General features: G+C 63.3%; 15 protein-coding genes. 6 read left to right on the top strand and 9 right to left on the bottom strand.

Annotated elements, in window-relative coordinates; translation table 11 throughout:
- Window positions 1–2: 2 nt before the first annotated feature.
- Both ACFIQF_RS05965 and ACFIQF_RS05960 read right to left on the bottom strand, forming a co-directional pair.
- Window positions 3–1,235 carry an ABC transporter substrate-binding protein gene (locus tag ACFIQF_RS05965; RefSeq protein WP_393941046.1) on the bottom strand — a complete coding sequence of 411 codons (1,233 nt, stop codon included), beginning with the start codon at window positions 1,233–1,235 and terminating at the stop codon, window positions 3–5.
- A gap of 48 nt (window positions 1,236–1,283) precedes the next feature.
- Complete coding sequence (locus tag ACFIQF_RS05960; protein WP_393941045.1) at window positions 1,284–2,489, bottom strand: ABC transporter substrate-binding protein; 1,206 nt, start codon at window positions 2,487–2,489, stop codon at window positions 1,284–1,286.
- Window positions 2,490–2,753: 264 nt separating this feature from the next.
- On the opposite strand from ACFIQF_RS05960, the gene ACFIQF_RS05955 reads away from it, so the two are divergent.
- Genes ACFIQF_RS05955 through ACFIQF_RS05940 form a run of 4 tightly spaced genes read left to right on the top strand, consistent with a single transcriptional unit; the run spans window position 2,754 to window position 5,977 of the window.
- Complete coding sequence (locus ACFIQF_RS05955) at window positions 2,754–3,119, top strand: Zn-ribbon domain-containing OB-fold protein (protein ID WP_393941043.1); 366 nt, start codon at window positions 2,754–2,756, stop codon at window positions 3,117–3,119.
- Between the two features lie 21 nt (window positions 3,120–3,140).
- Window positions 3,141–4,334, top strand: a complete 1,194-nt coding sequence (locus tag ACFIQF_RS05950) for a thiolase (RefSeq protein ID WP_393941041.1) — start codon at window positions 3,141–3,143, stop codon at window positions 4,332–4,334.
- Window positions 4,335–4,355: 21 nt separating this feature from the next.
- A complete protein-coding gene (locus ACFIQF_RS05945) occupies window positions 4,356–5,516 on the top strand; it encodes an acyl-CoA dehydrogenase family protein (RefSeq protein ID WP_393941039.1) in 1,161 nt (386 codons plus the stop codon).
- Between the two features lie 5 nt (window positions 5,517–5,521).
- A complete protein-coding gene (locus ACFIQF_RS05940; protein ID WP_393941198.1) occupies window positions 5,522–5,977 on the top strand; it encodes a PaaI family thioesterase in 456 nt (151 codons plus the stop codon).
- 374 nt (window positions 5,978–6,351) lie between these two features.
- Here ACFIQF_RS05940 and minE read toward each other — a convergent pair whose 3' ends face one another.
- The 6 genes from minE to ACFIQF_RS05910 all read right to left on the bottom strand — a co-directional run bounded on the left by minE (window position 6,352) and on the right by ACFIQF_RS05910 (window position 11,962).
- Window positions 6,352–6,609 (bottom strand): cell division topological specificity factor MinE, encoded by a 258-nt coding sequence (gene minE, locus ACFIQF_RS05935; protein ID WP_393941037.1) that lies wholly within the window; start codon window positions 6,607–6,609, stop codon window positions 6,352–6,354.
- Window positions 6,610–6,614: 5 nt separating this feature from the next.
- Complete coding sequence (minD, locus tag ACFIQF_RS05930) at window positions 6,615–7,427, bottom strand: septum site-determining protein MinD (protein ID WP_393941035.1); 813 nt, start codon at window positions 7,425–7,427, stop codon at window positions 6,615–6,617.
- A gap of 71 nt (window positions 7,428–7,498) precedes the next feature.
- Window positions 7,499–8,242 carry a septum site-determining protein MinC gene (gene minC, locus ACFIQF_RS05925; RefSeq protein ID WP_393941033.1) on the bottom strand — a complete coding sequence of 248 codons (744 nt, stop codon included), beginning with the start codon at window positions 8,240–8,242 and terminating at the stop codon, window positions 7,499–7,501.
- Between the two features lie 210 nt (window positions 8,243–8,452).
- A complete protein-coding gene (locus tag ACFIQF_RS05920) occupies window positions 8,453–10,111 on the bottom strand; it encodes a hypothetical protein (RefSeq protein ID WP_393941032.1) in 1,659 nt (552 codons plus the stop codon).
- A 14-nt stretch (window positions 10,112–10,125) separates the two neighbouring features.
- Complete coding sequence (locus tag ACFIQF_RS05915) at window positions 10,126–10,761, bottom strand: hypothetical protein (RefSeq protein WP_393941031.1); 636 nt, start codon at window positions 10,759–10,761, stop codon at window positions 10,126–10,128.
- A 22-nt stretch (window positions 10,762–10,783) separates the two neighbouring features.
- Entirely contained in the window at window positions 10,784–11,962 is a 1,179-nt protein-coding gene (locus ACFIQF_RS05910) for a double zinc ribbon domain-containing protein (RefSeq protein WP_393941029.1), read from the bottom strand.
- Window positions 11,963–12,279: 317 nt separating this feature from the next.
- Here ACFIQF_RS05910 and ACFIQF_RS05905 point away from each other — a divergent pair, with 317 nt between their 5' ends.
- Both ACFIQF_RS05905 and scpC read left to right on the top strand, forming a co-directional pair.
- A complete protein-coding gene (locus ACFIQF_RS05905) occupies window positions 12,280–13,572 on the top strand; it encodes a solute carrier family 23 protein (RefSeq protein ID WP_393941027.1) in 1,293 nt (430 codons plus the stop codon).
- A 321-nt stretch (window positions 13,573–13,893) separates the two neighbouring features.
- Window positions 13,894–15,414 (top strand): succinyl-CoA:acetate CoA-transferase ScpC, encoded by a 1,521-nt coding sequence (scpC, locus tag ACFIQF_RS05900; RefSeq protein ID WP_393941025.1) that lies wholly within the window; start codon window positions 13,894–13,896, stop codon window positions 15,412–15,414.
- A gap of 72 nt (window positions 15,415–15,486) precedes the next feature.
- Here the strand turns inward: scpC and ACFIQF_RS05895 are convergent, their stop codons facing one another.
- Window positions 15,487–16,473, bottom strand: coding sequence for a YihY/virulence factor BrkB family protein (locus tag ACFIQF_RS05895; protein ID WP_393941023.1), 987 nt, complete (start codon window positions 16,471–16,473; stop codon window positions 15,487–15,489).
- Window positions 16,474–16,581: the final 108 nt, after the last annotated feature.

The following is a 16,581-nucleotide window of genomic DNA, read 5'->3' as shown; positions in this document are numbered from 1 at the left end:
GCCTATTTCTTCACCAGCGGACATTTGCCGTCTGCCAGGGGGCGGAAGGCCTTGTCGCCGGGGATGGTGGCCAGGATCTTGTAGTAGTCCCACGGGCCTTTCGATTCTTCGGGCGATTTGACTTGCGCCAGGTATAGGTCGTGCACCATGCGGCCGTCTTCGCGCACGTAGCCGTTCTGGCTGAAGAAGTCTTCGAGCTTGTGGGTTTTGAGGTACTGGGTGACGGCCGGGCCGTCGTCCGAGTTGATGGCAGCCACCGCTTTCAGGTACTGGGTGACGGCCGAGTAGGTGCCTGCGTGCACCATCGAGGGCATGGTTTTCTTGCCCATGCGTTCGTAGAACTTTTGCGCAAAGGCGCGGGTTTCGGGCGTGCGGTCCCAGTAGAAGGCGGTGGCAAAGGTCAGGCCCTGGGCGGTTTTGAGGCCGAGCGAGTGCACGTCCTGGATGAACATGAACTGCGGCGCCACCGTCTGGTTTTTCATCAGCCCAAACTGGTTGGCCGATTTGATGGCGTTGATGGTGTCGTTGCCTGCGCTCACCAAGGTGACGACCGAGGCTTTGGATTCTTGCGCCTGCAGCACGAAAGAGGAGAAGTCGCTGGCGTTGAGCGGGAAGTTGGTGCGTCCCACGATCTTGCCGCCACCCTTGCTGACGATGTTGTTCACCGTCTCGGCGCCGGCTTTGCCAAAGGCGTAGTCGACGGCCATGATGTACCAGTCTTTCTTGCCTTTTTCGAGCATGGCGTGCGCCACGCCGCTGGCCATGGCGTAGGTGTCGTAGGTGTAGTGAATGGCGGTGGGAATGCAGGCTTCGCTGGTCAGGCCGTCAGAGGCGCCGCCGGAGGTGAGCACCAGTTTGTTGCGCTCTTTGGCCAGGTTGTACACGGCCATGGCCACGGCGGAGTTGTTGAGGTCGACCACCACGTCCACGCCATCGGTGTCGAACCAGGTGCGCGCGCGGCTGGAGCCCACGTCGGCCTTGCCTTGGTGATCGGCAAACACCACTTCGATTTTCTTGCCCGCCACCGTGCCGCCAAAGTCTTCCACCGCCAGCTTGGTGGCTTCGACCGAGCCGCGCCCCGCCGTGTCGGCATAGGGGCCGGACATGTCGCTGAGCACCGCAATTTTCACCACATCCCCCGAGATGCCCTGGGCCTGTGCAGGCAAGGCGGCAGCGGCCACCGAGGCCGCCGCTGCGGCCAACACGCTCCAATGCTTGGCTGTGAAACGCTTCATGTCTGTCTCCTTTTTTATCGTGCAACGGCCAGGGCAGGCTGGCCAGGTTCAGGACTTTTTGACCAGCGAGCAGGTCGATTTGCTCAAGGGGCGGAAGGCTTCGTCGCCCGGAATCGTGGACAGCACCTTGTAGTAATCCCACGGCGCTTTGGACTCTTCGGGCTTTTTCACCTGCACCACATACATGTCGTGCACCATGCGGCCGTCTTCACGAACATAGCCGTTTTGCGAGAAGGCGTCGTTGATCTTCATCTTTTTGAGCTGGGCTGCCACGGCCAGGCCGTCGTCCGTGCCCGCCTCTTTGACCGCTTGCAGGTAGGTCATGACCGCCGAGTAATCGCCGGCCTGCACCATCGACGGCATTTTCTTCATGCGCTCGAAATAGCGCTGCGCCCAGGCACGCGATTCGGGCGTACGGTCCCAGTAGAAGGCGGTGGCAAAGGTCATGCCCTGGCCGTACTTCAGGCCCAGGCCGTGGATGTCGTTGATGAACATGAGCTGCGGCACCAGCACCTGGTTTTTGGTGAGACCAAAATCGTAGGCCGCCTTGATGGTGTTGACCGTGTCGTTGGTGGCGTTGGCCAAAGTCACCACCTGGGCCTTGCTGGCCGCAGCCTGGGTGACGTAAGAGGAGAAATCGCTGGCGTTGAGCGGGTGCGCCACCTGGCCGACGATCTTGCCGCCACCGCCTTCGACAAACTCGGTGGCGGTGGAGGCCATGGCCTTGCCGGCCGCGTAGTCGACCGAGATGATGAACCAGTCTTTCTTGCCTTGCGCCAGCACGCCTTTGACGGCGGCATTGGTCATGGCATAGGTGTCATAGGTGTAGTGCACCAGCGTGGGGCCGCAGTGCTCGTTGGTGAGCGCGGTGGAGACGGCGCCGGTGTTCATGATCGTTTTGTTGCGCTCGCGGGCCAGGCCGTTGACGGCAATGGCCACGGCCGAGTTGTTCATGTTCATGATCATGTCGACACCTTCTTTGTCGAACCACTCGCGCGCCTTGGTCGATGCCACGTCGGCCTTGTTCTGGTGGTCGGCAAAGACCAGCTCGATCTTCTTGCCCAGCACGGTGCCGCCAAAGTCGGCAATCGCCATCTTGGCCGATTCGACCGAGCCCTTGCCAGCCGTGTCGGCGTACAGGCTGGACATGTCGCTGAGCACGGCAATTTTCACCACATCGCCCGAAATGCCCTGCGCCTGGGCAGCGCCCAGGCAGGCGAACATCGATGCCAGTGCAACCATGGATTTCTTCATTGTCTGTCTCCGTCTCTTGTAATAAAGCTATGCATCCTAGTGGTTTCCAGCCTGGGGGCTTTTGCCTTTATGAAGCCATGTCTTCGCCATTGCCAAAGCCCGGGAAACCCTGATAGTGCTTCCCCGGATGGCCGCCCGGCTGCGGCCCTGTCTCCTGGGTTGATCAAGTGCTGACAAACCCCCTCTTCCGCAACCAATAATTGCGCCAGCAGGCGATATCGCCCATGCTCGACCATCCGCCTTTACACGAAGAAAGACTCTGCAATGACACCGTCGATGTCAAGCCAATACCAGGCAGCCCTGGATGCAGGCAAGTTCGAAATCCAGCGCTGCAAAGCCTGCCAGCAGGCCATTTTTTACCCCCGCGAGCTGTGCCCGCATTGCGGCAGCGACCAGCTCGCCTGGGAACAGCCCTCGGGCAAAGGCACCGTGTACTCGACCACGGTGATCCGGCGCAAGCCCGATGCCGGCGGCGATTACAACGTGGCGCTGATCGACCTGGCCGAGGGCCCACGCATGATGAGCCGCGTGGAGGGCGTGGCGCCAGCCGAAGTGAAGATTGGCATGGCAGTGCAGGCCGAGGTCGTGCAGCAGGGCGGCAAGGGCCTGGTGGTATTCAAGGCCGCATAAAGAGAAAAGACAAGGACAACCATGGCACAAGTACACACCAGCAATGGCCTGCGCGCGCTGCGCGGCAAGGCCGCCATCAGCGGCGTTGCCACCTACGGCTGCGGCGAGGCGCCCGGCTCTGACGACATGATGCTGCTGGCACGCGCCGCGCACGCTGCCGTGGCCGATGCCGGCCTGAGCATGCAAGATATTGACGGCCTGGCCACCTGCAGCGTCAACGCCACCATGTGGCCGATGCCGGTGATCGAGCACCTGGGCATCAACCCCAACTACGTCAACGGCACCATGGTGGGCGGCTCCAGCTTTATCGCCCATTTGCTGCCCTCCATCATGGCGCTGGAGGCGGGCCAGTGCAATCACGTGCTGGTCTGCTACGGCAGCGCACAGCGCTCGGCCGCTTTCGGCCGCAAGGAATCCACAGCGGCGCGCAAGTTCATGGACCCGCAGCTGTTCGAGCACCCGTTTGATCCGGTCATGCCCGTCTCGGCCTATGCCATGGCCGCAGCGCGCCACATGCACCAGTACGGCACCACGCGCGAGCAACTGGCCGCCGTGGCCGTGGCTGCCCGCCAATGGGCGCAAAAGAACCCCGAAGCCTTCATGCGCGATCCGCTGACGATCGAAGACGTGCTCAAGGCCCGCCCGATTGCCGACCCTTTCACCGTGCGCGATTGCTGCCTGGTGACCGACGGCGCCGGCGCCTTTGTGCTCAGCCGCGCCGAAGACGCGAAGCAAGGCCCGAACGCGCCCATCTACGTGCTGGGCAATGCCACGGCCTGCTGGAACCGCCAGATCTCCTCCATGCCCGATCTGACGGTGACTGCCGCCAGCCAATCGGGCGCGCAAGCCTTTGCCATGGCCGGCCTGCAAGCCAAAGACATGGATGTGGTGGAGCTGTACGACGCCTTCACCATCAACACCTTGCTCTTCCTCGAAGATCTGGGCTTTGTCAAAAAGGGCGAAGCCGGTGCCTTTGTGGCCAGCGGCGCCATCGCGCCCGGCGGCAGCCTGCCGGTCAATACCAACGGCGGCGGCCTCTCGTGCGTGCACCCCGGCATGTACGGCATTTTTGCTTTGATCGAAGCCGTGCGCCAGCTGCGCGGCAACTGCGGCGAACGCCAGGTAGCCGGTGCACAACTGGCCTTGGCGCATGGCAATGGCGGCACCTTGTCGAGCCAGGCCACCGCGATTCTTGGTACCGCCGCCACCCTGTAACCCGCGATTGGAGAGCCTCCCATGATCCGAGACAACGAAACCCTGGAAGCCCTGCTCGACAGCGTGCGCCGCTTTGTGCGCGAGCGCCTGGTGCCGGCCGAGAACGAAGTGGCCGAGACCGACGAGATCCCCGAAGCCATCGTGCAGGAGATGCGCGATCTGGGCCTGTTCGGCCTGACCATCCCCGAAAAATTTGGCGGCCTGGAGCTGACCATGGAAGAGGAAGTGCGCGTACTGCTGGAGCTGTGCCAGACCTCGCCCGCCTTCCGCTCAGTGATTGGCACCACGGTCGGCATCGGCTCGCAAGGTATCTTGATGGACGGCACGCCCGAGCAGCAGGCGCTGTGGCTGCCCAAGCTGGCCACCGGCGAGGTGATTGCTTCGTTCGCGCTGACCGAGCCAGAGGCCGGCTCGGACGCCGCCTCGCTGCGCACCACGGCCATCAAAGAGGGCGATCACTACATCGTCAACGGTACCAAGCGCTTTATCACCAACGCGCCGCACGCCGGCATGTTCACGCTGATGGCGCGCACCAACCCGGCCGACAAGGGCGCGGGCGGCGTGTCTTCGTTCATCGTCGATGCCAAGACGCCCGGCATCAGCTTTGGCAAGTACGACAAAAAAATGGGCCAGCGCGGCGCCCACACCTGTGACGTGATTTTTGACAACGTCAAGGTGCCCGCCGCCAACCTGATCGGTCTGCAGGAAGGCCGCGGCTTCAAGACGGCGATGAAGGTGCTGGAAAAAGGCCGCATCCACATCGCGGCCGTGGCCGTGGGCTGCGCCAAGCGCATTCTGCGCGACGCGCTGCAGTACTCGCTGGAGCGCAAGCAGTTCGGCCAGGCGATTTGCGATTTTCAGCTGGTGCAAGCCATGCTGGCCGACAGCCAGGCCGAGCTGTACGCCGCCGAGTGCATGACGATTGATGCCGCTCGCCGCCGCGACGACGGCCAGAACGTGTCGACCGAGGCATCTAGCGCCAAGATGTTCGCCACCGAAATGTGCGGCCGCGTGGCCGACCGTGCGGTGCAGATTCTGGGCGGCTCGGGCTATATGGCCGAATACGGCATTGAGCGCTTCTACCGCGATGTGCGCCTGTTCCGCCTGTACGAGGGCACGACGCAGATCCAGCAGATCATCATTGCGCGCAACATGGTGCGCGAAGCGCGGGCCAACGCATGAGCACGATGAGCGCCCCCGAGCGCCAGCGCATGAGCATCGAAGACCTGAACAGCCGCGTGCCGTTTCTGCGTCTGATCGGTGCCCGCCAAGACCCGAACTTCGACGACGGCATCGTGCGCGTGCACCTGCCCGATCTGCGCGAAGAGCTGTGCAACCAGCTGCCCGCCGCGCACGGCGGCATTTTGATGACGCTGCTCGATGTAGCCATGTCGCGGGCAGCCGTGCTGGCGCCGGGCGCGCCTTCGAGCACCGCCGTCACGGTAGAGATGTCGTCGCGCTTCATCTACCCCGGCCGCGGCCCACTGGTGGCCGAAGGCTGGGTCATCAACCAGGGCCGCTCGCTGTGCACCTGTCAGGCCAATATCTACGACGCAGAGCGCCGCATCCTGGCCACCGCCCAAGGCACGTTCAAATACTGGAAAGCCCACGCCTACGACAAACCCGCCGAAGGCGGTGCATAAGTACGGGGGCAAGTGCGGCAATGTGAACAAGTCGCTGGATAAGCAGGCTCCGGCCAGCGCCAGCTGCCGTTTTCCACCGACTTATCCCCAACAACAACGCGACCCGAAGGTCGCGTTTGTTTTGGAGCTAGTCAGGTATTCGGCATTCCAACAGCAACGTTGGCAGCGAGCAGAGCACTCTTAGCTTCCACTGCAATGGCGAGATGAATCCGTAGGCTAGGCGTCTGGGGCGCAGACAGTACACGTGTACGGCAAGGCCCAGCAACAACGCATACGGGTTCATATCGCCATCTCAAAACGAAGACTGCTGAAACCCGCACCAGCGACAACATCCGGCACAACACCCGTGCAAACCGGAAATCCCCTGGACCTTGCTATTTCTCTGGCAGCTCGATCTTGACTTCGAGGACTTCGAGATTGTCTTGGCGCTCCAGATTGACCCGCACGTCATCCGGATTCACCGACACGTACTTGGCAATCACCGCCATCAGCTCTTTTTGCAGCGCCGGCAGGTAATCGGGCTGGTTGTTGCTGCGGCCCGTGCGCTCGTGCGCCAGAATGATCTGCAGGCGCTCTTTGGCGACCGAGGCCGTCTTTTTCTTTTCACCCAGAAACAGGGACAGCAGGGACATACCGCTTACCTCCCGAAAATACGTTTGAAGAAGCCCGGCTTTTGCGCGTCGGTAAAGCGCATCGGCTTGTCTTCGCCCAGAAAGCGCGACACCACGTCTTTATAGGCTTCGGACACATCGGTGTTGGCCAGGTTGATAGCGGGCGTGCCCTGGTTCGAGGCCTGCAGCACCGATTCGGACTCGGGGATTACACCGATCAGCGGAATGCGCAGAATGTCCTGGATGTCTTCCAGCGACAGCATCTGGCCGTCCTGCACGCGGTTGGGGTTGTAGCGCGTGATCAGCAGGTGCTCCTTGATGGGAGTGCCGCTTTCCACCGCGCGCTTGGTCTTGGAGCTGAGCATGCCCAGGATGCGGTCCGAATCGCGCACCGAAGAGACCTCAGGGTTGGTCACCACCAGCGCCTCGTCGGCGAAGTGCATGGCCATCAGCGCGCCGCTTTCAATGCCAGCGGGCGAGTCGCAGATGATGTATTCAAAGTCCATGCCCGCCAGATCCTTGAGGATCTTCTCGACGCCGTCTTGCGTCAGCGCTTCCTTGTCGCGGGTTTGCGAAGCCGCCAGGATGTACAGGTTGTCGAGCTGCTTGTCCTTGATCAGCGCCTGGTTCAGGTTGGCCTCACCCTGGATCACATTGATCAGGTCATAGACCACGCGGCGCTCGCAGCCCATGATCAGGTCCAGGTTGCGCAGGCCGACGTCAAAGTCGATCACCGCGGTTTTGTGCCCGCTCAATGCCAGACCGGCCGCAAAGCTTGCACTGGTGGTGGTTTTACCAACTCCGCCTTTGCCGGAAGTTACAACGACGATTTTTGCCATCTTTCGATCCGTTCCCTTTACGTCCTCAATTGTTCAAAGCCCGGGCGGGCATCCCCTCAAGCCTGCGCCGCCTAGAGCGGCTCGATCAGCAGTTTTTCGCCATCCAGCCGCACCATGGCCGGTTTACCGGCCACTTCGGGCGGCAGATCCGCATCGACTGTACGGTAGATACCGGCAATCGAGACCAGTTGCGGTTCAAAGCAGGTGCAATAAATGCGCGCCGATGTATCACCTCGCGCCCCCGCCACCGCACGGCCACGCAGCGGGCCATACACATGCACGTTGCCGTCAGCTATCACCTCGGCCCCATAGCTGACGATGGTGTTCACCACCACATCGCTGCCCGCCGCATACACCTGCTGGCCCGAGCGCATGGGCTTATCCACCAACACGGTGGTTTTGGCAGGCAGCTGCACCTCTTTGACGACTTCGACCTCGTGGATCACCTCGCGCACCTCGGGCTCTTGCGGCTCAGCCCGGCGCACGGGCGGTGCTTCGGGCGCGGCGGCCAGACCGGCGGCATGCGCCTGGGCCATTTGTGCAGCACTGCCGCCGCGCACTGCTACCGGCGTGGTGCGGTACTGGCGCAGCAAGGCGATGAGGGCGGGGAAATCGATGGCTTCGTCGGCCTCGCGCAGCTGCGCCAGGTCGATCAGCACCGGATCGTTGTCGAAAAAAGTGGAATCGCTGCCAAAGCGCTCGGTGAACTCGCTCGCCAGCTGCGCAGTGTCCGTGGAGCGCAGAGCAAATGCGACCACCGGCAACTGGGCGCTTTTCATATCAAAACCGCTGCGTTGCGTCGTTTCAGCTGACATGGATAGATAGAGCCGATGGATGGACAGGACTGTAATCGGCAAAGTGTAACCTGCTTGGCACGAATCACCGCCCCGCCTCGCCGCTTTTGCCGGGAAAGCGCTGCAATGGCAACACTCTTTTACCAATACCGGCGCCCCGGCTGACAGCCGCTCGCAAAAAGGGGCGCCGAAGCGCCCCTGTTTGGAGTGTGCCTGACGGCTTGGCGTCCATCAGTGCAGCTTGTTGCCGCAGTGCTCGCAGAACATGTCGTCCTTGCCGACCACCTCAAAGCAGCTGTTGCAGCGCGGCAGGGCCGCAGCCGCTGGTGCGGCTTGGGGAGCCGGAGCAGGCGCTGGCACCGGGGCCGGGGCTGGCACTGGAGCCGGTGCGGGAACAGGAGCTGGCGCAGGGACTGGTACTGGTGCAGGCGCAACCACTGGCGGCGTCACCGGCGCAGGCGTCGGTGCGGGCGCTGGCGTAGGCACCGGAGCCACAACTGGAGCCGCAATGGGAGCCGGTGCAGGCGTCGGGGCCGGTACTGGCGCGACCACGGGCGGCACCACTGGCGCAGCCACTGGAGGCGTCACCGGCGCAACCGTTACGCCCGAGGCTGCACTGGCCGCCGCTTGCGCTGCCAAGCCGGTGGCGGCTACGGCTGCTGCGGCAGGCGCCACCACGGGAGCAGCAGTCACCGGGCTGGCCGTGGGCGTGCTGACAGGTGCCGCAGGCGGAACCTGGGCCGTTGCTGGTGCCGCCACAGGAGCGGGAGCAGGCACTGGCGCGGAGCCAAAGATATCCACAGGCGTTGCTGCCGGGGTGGCCACGGGTGCTGGCACTTGTGCTGCCGCGCCGGGCGCTGGCTGCTCTTGGCCTGCTGCAGGCGCTGCAGCGTTGTGCGCGGCCTGGCGCACCTTGTCGGCGGCTTCGCGGGCTTTCTCTTGGGCCTGGCGCGCTTTTTCGCGGGCCTTGGCAATGCCGGCCTGCAGGCTGGCTTCGGTGGCGGTGTCGCTCAGGCCTTCGGTAGCCAGCAGATAGATCAGGTTGTAGCCCATGAACATGACTTGCATCAGCAGCGCCATGACCACCGACATGATGACCAGGCTCGACAGCGCCAGCGCCACCACGGCGCCCACCGAGCCACCCATGGCATGCATGTTGCCCATGCCGCCAAAACCGCCACCCAAGCCCATGAGCATGCTGCTGCCGCCGGTGATGCCGCCGGCCAGGCCGCTCATCATCATGAAGCCGGGCACGAAACCGCTGGTCAGCACCAGGTAGATGACGCCGAGCAGCATGTACAGGATCAGCACCATCACCACCACCTGGATCAGGCGCTCACGCGCTACCGCCAGCACCAGGCTGATGGCCGATTTCAGGCTGCGGCCGTCCCACAGCGCGGGCATCAGGATCGGCGCCACCAGCCAGAACAGCACGATGAACACCGAGGCGGCCAGCAACACCAGCGCCGGGTGCACAAAGAACAGCAGCACGGGGCCAATGAACGGGATCTTGCACACGTAGTACAGGATGGCCGCCACCACAAACAGCGCAATGAACAGCGCCACCAGCAGCAGCAAATACAGAATCACTTTGGGCACACAGGCCAGGCCGGCCATGAAAGCGTCCTTGAGCGAGCGCGGCTCCAGGTTCTTGGCCTTGTCGAGCAGCATGATGCCCACCGCCGCCGTACCAGCAGCAGACACCACGGCCGCCACCAAGCCCAGCAGCAAAATGCCGGCAATGCCCAAGCGCGTGCCCAAGCCAAAGAGCAGGCCGCTCACCAGCAAGGTCAGAAACATGAGCCCCATCGAACGCCACTGCGTCAATCCTTCGGTACTGCGGAGCAACTGACCGAAGTCAATTGACTTGAATTGCGCTTGTTTCAGCATGCCTTGCCTCCTGATCAGTCGAGTCTGCCGGGCCAGGGTTTGGCTTGAATCACAAAGTGCTCAATGCCTGGCGCCACGTTTTTGTCTGCCGATTTCTTGACCTCGACCGGGTTGCCCGCCTCCGTCGGTGCCGTGCCCGATTTCAGGTTCACCTTCTTGGCGCGCAAATCGCGCGGCGAGACGGTGACATAGATCGTGGCGCTGCCCCGGTTGTCGGCCATCAACGTGGCGATGTCCTTGATCGCGGTCATCGCGTCCTTGTGCTCCTGGCGCGACTTGGCGGCCCAGGGCAGATCGATCACCACCGAGTCGAGCACCTGCACATTGTGCGGAGCCTTGGCCTGGGGCGACACAAAGGCCTGCTCGGTGGTCAGCGTCTCGCTGTGCTCAATGCGTTGCTTGGGCGGCAAGCTGGCCATGGCCTCCACCGCGCGTTGGCGCAGCTCGTCAGCGGCCTGGGTTTCGGCCTTCATCTTGGCTGCCCAATCGGTGTAGACCGGCGCCACGGCGGGCTCGCGGCAGCCCGGTGGCGATGCAACGCCGCACTCCACTTGCACCGATGCCGGCGCGGGCGCGGGTGCCGGCTCTTGGGGCGGGGCCACACAACCGGCCAGCACCACGGCAGACATCAGCGCAGAAATTTTGAACATAGCCTTCACTTCTCTCTCTCCTTCAATTCAACAAATCATCCAAAGTCTGTTTGCGCGCCGGCTTGCGTGGTGCCGGTTTGGGCGCTGCCGCCTCGGCGGGGGCAGCTGCTGCCGCAGGGGCCTCCACCACGGCCGGTGCCGGTGCTGGCGCATTCACCTCGGGCATGGCCGGTACGGCGGGCTTGGCGGGCTCCATGGTTTCGTTCGGTGCCAGCGCAGCATCGGCGGGCAAGGCCGCGGGTGCGGGGGCAGGCGCAGCCACCACGGCCGGTGCCGCTGGGGCCGCTGGCGCGGGGGCAGCGCTGGGCGTGCCTGCGGTTTGCGGGCCGGTCTTGAACTTGCCCTGGGTGTTCCACCACCAAGCACCACCACCCACTACGGCGGCCAAAGCCACCACGCCCAAAGCCACCCACTTGCCCGAGCCGCCCGAAGCAGCCGGTGCCGTGGGCATGGGGTTGCGTGGCGCGTTGTTGCCGCTGGCGCGTGGCTGCACCGGGGCTGGCGCGGCAGATGTGGTGCCCGCCGCTTGGCCAGCAGCCAGTGTTCCTACTGCGGCGGCCAGGCCGGCAGCGCTGGCTGCCTTGCTGCTGCTCGGCTCGGTCTTGCCCGATTTCAGCCAATCTTGGTCCAGCTCGGCACTGGCCGGCTCAGCAGCGCGCAGGCTCGGCGGTGCGGCCACGGTGCCTGCCGTGCTGCCGCCAATCACCATGGCCGGGCTGGTGTCGATGCGCTCACCATGGCGGTCTGGCGCCGGCGCATTGCTGTCTTGCACATTGCCAAACACCAGAATGGCTTTTTCCTCTTGCGGGCTCAGCGGGGTCTTGAGGTCGCGGCGCGTGTCTTCAAAATTGGGCGCCTCCTCAAAGCGGCAACCGCATTTGTTGCAAAAACGCGCATCGCCTTTGCACAAGGCCCCGCAATCGGGACAGGTGCTGTAGGCGGCGGTGGGTGCAGCTGGCAGGCCGCGAGCAGCGGCAGGTGCCTGGGCTGAGCTGGCTACCGGCGTCGCAACAGTTGCGGCTGCCGGGCTGGCGCTGGCACCAGTGATCGGGCTGGCTGCAGGGGTGGCGGCCGGGCTTGAGGCCAGGCTGGCCGCCGGGGCGGTGCTCGCCGCCGGTACTGCCGCCGCGACCTTGCAGCCACATTTTTTGCAGAATTTGGCGCTTGCGGGCAGTGCTTCGCCGCATTGCACACAGTTCATGGTTACACCCTCCAAAGCCGGTGTGCTGTTGTTTGCAGCACACCATATGCGTTTTCAATGTCTGTTTAATTATCCATTGCCAGACCGCATGATGCCAGTCATGGCAGAGACCACGTAATTCGGTTAGTTCGTCGACGCTCACCTGCACAGCCTCTGCCGGGCTGGCCCTTGCCACGCCAGCCTACCAGCGGGCAGCCGCTTTTAAAGAGTTTCCCTCTCTCAACAATTGTTGCCAAATTCACTATGATGCAGCACCTCTGCTCTTGAGGCCGCCCGCTGGCACCCCTGTGCCGGCCCGGCGCGCCTGCCGCACCACCATGTCTGACTCTTTTCTTCCCCGCTGGCGCGAAGTGCGCCCAGGCGCCGACGATGTTGTCGCGCCCGACGAGCGCCTGCCCTGGCCACAAACCTCGGTCATGGGCGTACAACACGTCATCGCCATGTTCGGCTCGACGATTCTGGCGCCCATTTTGATGGGTTTTGACCCGAATGTCGCTATTTTGATGAGCGGTGTCGGCACCCTGATCTTCTTTTTGCTCACCGGCGGGCGCGTGCCCAGCTACCTGGGTTCGAGCTTTGCCTTTATCAGCGTAGTGGGCGCCGCCACCGCCTACAGCGGCTCGGGCCTCAACCCGAACATCGGCGTGGCGCTGGGCGGCATCATTGCCTGCGGCCTGGTCTACACCCTGGTCGGCTTTGTCGTGCAGGCGGTGGGCACCAGCTGGATCGAGCGCTTCATGCCACCGGTGGTGACCGGTGCGATCGTGGCGGTGATCGGCCTGAACCTGGCGGCCGTGCCGGTGCAGAAAATGGCCAGCAACAATTTCGAGAGCTGGATGCAAGCGATGACCTTTGTCAGCATTGGCCTGGTGGCCGTGGTGGCGCGGGGCATGGTGCAGCGCCTGTTGATTCTGGTGGGCCTGATCGTCGCATCGCTGGTTTACGCGGCGCTGACCAACGGCCTGGGCCTGGGCAAGCCGGTCGATCTGTCGGGCGTGGCCGCCGCCCCCTGGCTGGGCATGCCGCACTTCTCTGCGCCGCAGTTCAGCGCCCCGGCCATGGTTCTGATCGTGCCGATCGTCATCATTCTGGTGGCCGAAAACCTGGGCCACATCAAGGCCGTCACCGCCATGACTGGCAAGAACCTCGACCAGTACATGGGCCGCGCCTTCATTGGCGACGGTGTGGCCACCATGGTCAGCGGCAGCGTGGGTGGCACCGGCGTCACCACCTATGCCGAGAACATCGGCGTCATGGCCGCCACCCGCATCTACTCCACCGCCGTCTTCATGGTGGCTGGCCTGATTGCCCTGTTGCTGGGCTTCTCGCCCAAGTTCGGCGCGCTCATCCAGGCGATTCCGCTGCCCGTCATGGGCGGGGTCTCGATCGTGGTGTTCGGCCTGATCGCCGTGGCCGGCGCCAAAATCTGGGTGGAGAACAAGGTTGACTTCTCGCAGAACAAGAACCTCATCGTGGCCGCCATCACGCTGATCATCGGCACCGGCGAATTCACGCTCAAGTTCGGCAGCTTTGCCCTCGGCGGCATCGGTACCGCTACCTTTGGCGCGATCATCCTCTACCAGTTGCTCAATCGCGGCAGCAAGCACTGACGCGGGCGGCGCAGCCGTTTCGCCCAGTTATCCACAAGCAGCCCGGCCATGCCGGGCTTTTTACTGCGCTGATTTTGCTGCGCTGCAGCAAAAATACCGTGTGCCGCAGTACCACTTTTCCACAAGTCGGGTATTCGCCAAAAAACGGTGGTTTCGGGGGCAACGACTGTTAAGATTCGCCGACTTTTGCCGCGGCCCACCAGGCCGCGCAGGGTTGGGGTGTGCGCCGTGCAGGCACAGCTTTTCTGGCTGCCGCTTGCCAGCAGTCGCTGGCCACACCCAGGTTTCCGTAGAACGAAAACATCGTATTGGAGTCTCCCCATGTCGTTGAATGACCGCGTGCGCTGCAGCTCGCTGCACGACCGTATCATGTCGGCCGAACAAGCCGCTGCCCTGATCCCCGATGGTGCCAACGTGGGCATGAGCGGGTTTACCGGCGCCGGTTACCCCAAGGCCCTGCCGCAAGCCATTGCCGCACATGCCAAGGCCGCGCACGCTGCCGGCAAGCCCTACAAGATCAACGTCTGGACCGGTGCCTCCACCGCCGCCGAGTGCGACGGCGCCATGGCCTCGGCCCAGGCCATGGGCCAGCGCCTGCCGTTCAACACCGATCCCATCGCCCGCAAAGCCATCAATGCCGGCGAGATCGACTTCATCGACATGCACCTCTCGCATGTGGCGCAACACGCCTGGTTCGGCTTTCTGGGCCACATGGACATGGCCGTGGTCGAGGTGCTCGGCATCACCGCCGACGGCCTGCTGATCCCCTCCACCGCCGTGGGCAACAACAAAACCTGGCTGGAGATTGCCGACAAGGTGATCCTCGAGGTGAACACCAAGCCGCCGGTCGCCATGGAAGGCATGCACGACATCTACTACGGCACGGCTATCCCGCCGCGCCGCATGCCCATCAGCATGACCAACGCCGACGACCGCATTGGTGAGGCCTACCTGAAGGTCGACCTGAGCAAGGTCGTGGCCGTGGTGGAAACCCACAAGGGCGACCGCGACAACGTGTTTGCCGCGCCCGATGCCAACTCCAACACCATCGCCGCATCGATCATCGACTTTCTCTCGCACGAGATGAAAATGGGCCGCCTGCCCCAGCAAATGCTGCCCATCCAATCGGGCGTGGGCAACGTGGCCAATGCCGTGCTGGCCGGCCTGCTGACCGGTCCTTTCGAGAACCTGCTCGGCTTTACCGAAGTGCTGCAAGACGGCATGCTCGACCTGCTGCGCGCCGGCAAAATGAGCAAGGCCTCGGCCACCGCCATCTCGCTGTCTTCGGCCGCGTACAAAGACTTCGAGGACAACATCGATTTCTACCGCGAGCGCATCATCTTGCGCCCGCAAGAAATCAGCAACCACCCTGAGCTGGTGCGTCGCCTGGGCATCATCGCGATGAACTCGATGATCGAGGCCGACATCTACGGCAACATCAACTCCACCCACATCATGGGCACCAGCATGATGAACGGCATCGGCGGCAGCGGCGACTTTGCGCGCAACGGCTACCTGTCGTTCTTCGTCACGCCGTCGATCGCCAAGGAAGGCAGCATCTCCTGCATCGTGCCCATGTGCTCGCACGTGGACCACACCGAGCACGACACGCAGATCATCGTCACCGAACAAGGCCTGGCCGACCTGCGCGGCCTCTCGCCCAAGCAGCGCGCCAAGGTCGTCATCGACAAATGCGCCCACCCGGACTACCGCCCCATGCTGCACGACTATTTCGACCGCTCGATGCAGCGCTCGGCCGGTCTGCACACGCCGCACATCCTGACGGAAGCGCTGTCCTGGCACCAGCGCTACTTGGACACCGGCACCATGAAAATCGCCTGATCACGCCAAGCTGACAAAAGGCCCCGTACTGCAGTGCTGCAGAACGGGGCTTTTTTGCGCGCTGTGCGCTAGCTAAATCTGAAAATCCACCGTCGCCGCTTCGCCAGAAGCAGGCCTTTGCGCAGGCTGCTCGGGCTCTGGCTCAGAGCTTGGTCCGCTGCGGCCATGCAAGGCGATATCGGCGTTGTCCAAGGCGCGTGCGCAGCTGGCGGCAAACAGCAAAATGGCGGACGAAAAATAGATCCACATCAGCAGCACCACGAGCGAGCCTGCTGCGCCGTAAGCCGACACCACCGCTGCGGTCGACAAATACCAGGCCAGCACCTGCTTGCCCACGGTAAACAGCAGCGCACCAATGGCAGCGCCAGCCACCAGGTAGCGCATGCGCGGCTTGTCGCCCGTGCCAATGCGCATCATGCCGACGAACAGCGTCACCGTGATGATGAAAGACACCGCCTCGTTCACCACGCCCAGCAAAATGCCCGGCGCCTCGATGTGCAGTACCGTGCCAGCCCAGCGCGTAGTCATGCTCAGCACGGTGGTAATCACCAGCGAGATCAGCATCAAAAAGCCCAGCACCAGGATATAGCCCAGGCCGCGCAAACGCTGCAGCAAAGACCACCACCAGGGCGCACCGCTTGTGTCTCTTTCCACACCGTGGTTCCACAAACGCTCCAGCGAGGTTTGCAGTTCCACAAACACACCGGTTGCGCCCGACAGCAGCATGACAAAACCGACCAAGGACGCTATCAGCCCCTGCGACGGCGTCTGTGCACTGCTCAACGCGCCGCTCACCACGCTGGCCACCTGCGAGCCCATGATGTCTTCCACCTGGTGGATCAGATTTCTCTCGATATACGAGCGGTCCAGCCACCAGCCCATCACGCCCACCAGCAGCAACAGCAAAGGCGCCAGGCTCAGCATGCCGTAGAACGACATGGCCGCGCTCATGCGCAAACCATCGGCCCCCAGCCACAGCTGGGTCGCGTTGTAAAAGGGGCGGAACGGGTTGAGTTTGTGCTGCACCTTTTGCAGCAGCGCTAGGTCTTTCTGGGCCATGCCGCGATTCTGGCATTGGCGCAGCCCCAGCGCTGTCGGTCTGCTTCCACAGCTGAAGGCATCCATGGCTGTGCTAGCAAGCAATGTTGTACATCCCCAACTCGCGGC

This window comes from Comamonas trifloxystrobinivorans (assembly GCF_043359985.1).
Taxonomy (GTDB): domain Bacteria; phylum Pseudomonadota; class Gammaproteobacteria; order Burkholderiales; family Burkholderiaceae_C; genus Comamonas; species Comamonas trifloxystrobinivorans.
This window is presented reverse-complemented; position numbering and strand designations above follow the sequence as displayed.

Coding starts and splice junctions, on each gene's coding strand:
- ACFIQF_RS05965 (WP_393941046.1), bottom strand. CDS start 1,235: ATGAAGCGTTTCACAGCCAAGCATTGGAGCGTGTTGGCCGCAGCGGCG.
- ACFIQF_RS05960 (WP_393941045.1), bottom strand. CDS start 2,489: ATGAAGAAATCCATGGTTGCACTGGCATCGATGTTCGCCTGCCTGGGC.
- ACFIQF_RS05955 (WP_393941043.1), top strand. CDS start 2,754: ATGACACCGTCGATGTCAAGCCAATACCAGGCAGCCCTGGATGCAGGC.
- ACFIQF_RS05950 (WP_393941041.1), top strand. CDS start 3,141: ATGGCACAAGTACACACCAGCAATGGCCTGCGCGCGCTGCGCGGCAAG.
- ACFIQF_RS05945 (WP_393941039.1), top strand. CDS start 4,356: ATGATCCGAGACAACGAAACCCTGGAAGCCCTGCTCGACAGCGTGCGC.
- ACFIQF_RS05940 (WP_393941198.1), top strand. CDS start 5,522: ATGAGCGCCCCCGAGCGCCAGCGCATGAGCATCGAAGACCTGAACAGC.
- minE (WP_393941037.1), bottom strand. CDS start 6,609: ATGTCCCTGCTGTCCCTGTTTCTGGGTGAAAAGAAAAAGACGGCCTCG.
- minD (WP_393941035.1), bottom strand. CDS start 7,427: ATGGCAAAAATCGTCGTTGTAACTTCCGGCAAAGGCGGAGTTGGTAAA.
- minC (WP_393941033.1), bottom strand. CDS start 8,242: ATGTCAGCTGAAACGACGCAACGCAGCGGTTTTGATATGAAAAGCGCC.
- ACFIQF_RS05920 (WP_393941032.1), bottom strand. CDS start 10,111: ATGCTGAAACAAGCGCAATTCAAGTCAATTGACTTCGGTCAGTTGCTC.
- ACFIQF_RS05915 (WP_393941031.1), bottom strand. CDS start 10,761: ATGTTCAAAATTTCTGCGCTGATGTCTGCCGTGGTGCTGGCCGGTTGT.
- ACFIQF_RS05910 (WP_393941029.1), bottom strand. CDS start 11,962: ATGAACTGTGTGCAATGCGGCGAAGCACTGCCCGCAAGCGCCAAATTC.
- ACFIQF_RS05905 (WP_393941027.1), top strand. CDS start 12,280: ATGTCTGACTCTTTTCTTCCCCGCTGGCGCGAAGTGCGCCCAGGCGCC.
- scpC (WP_393941025.1), top strand. CDS start 13,894: ATGTCGTTGAATGACCGCGTGCGCTGCAGCTCGCTGCACGACCGTATC.
- ACFIQF_RS05895 (WP_393941023.1), bottom strand. CDS start 16,473: ATGGCCCAGAAAGACCTAGCGCTGCTGCAAAAGGTGCAGCACAAACTC.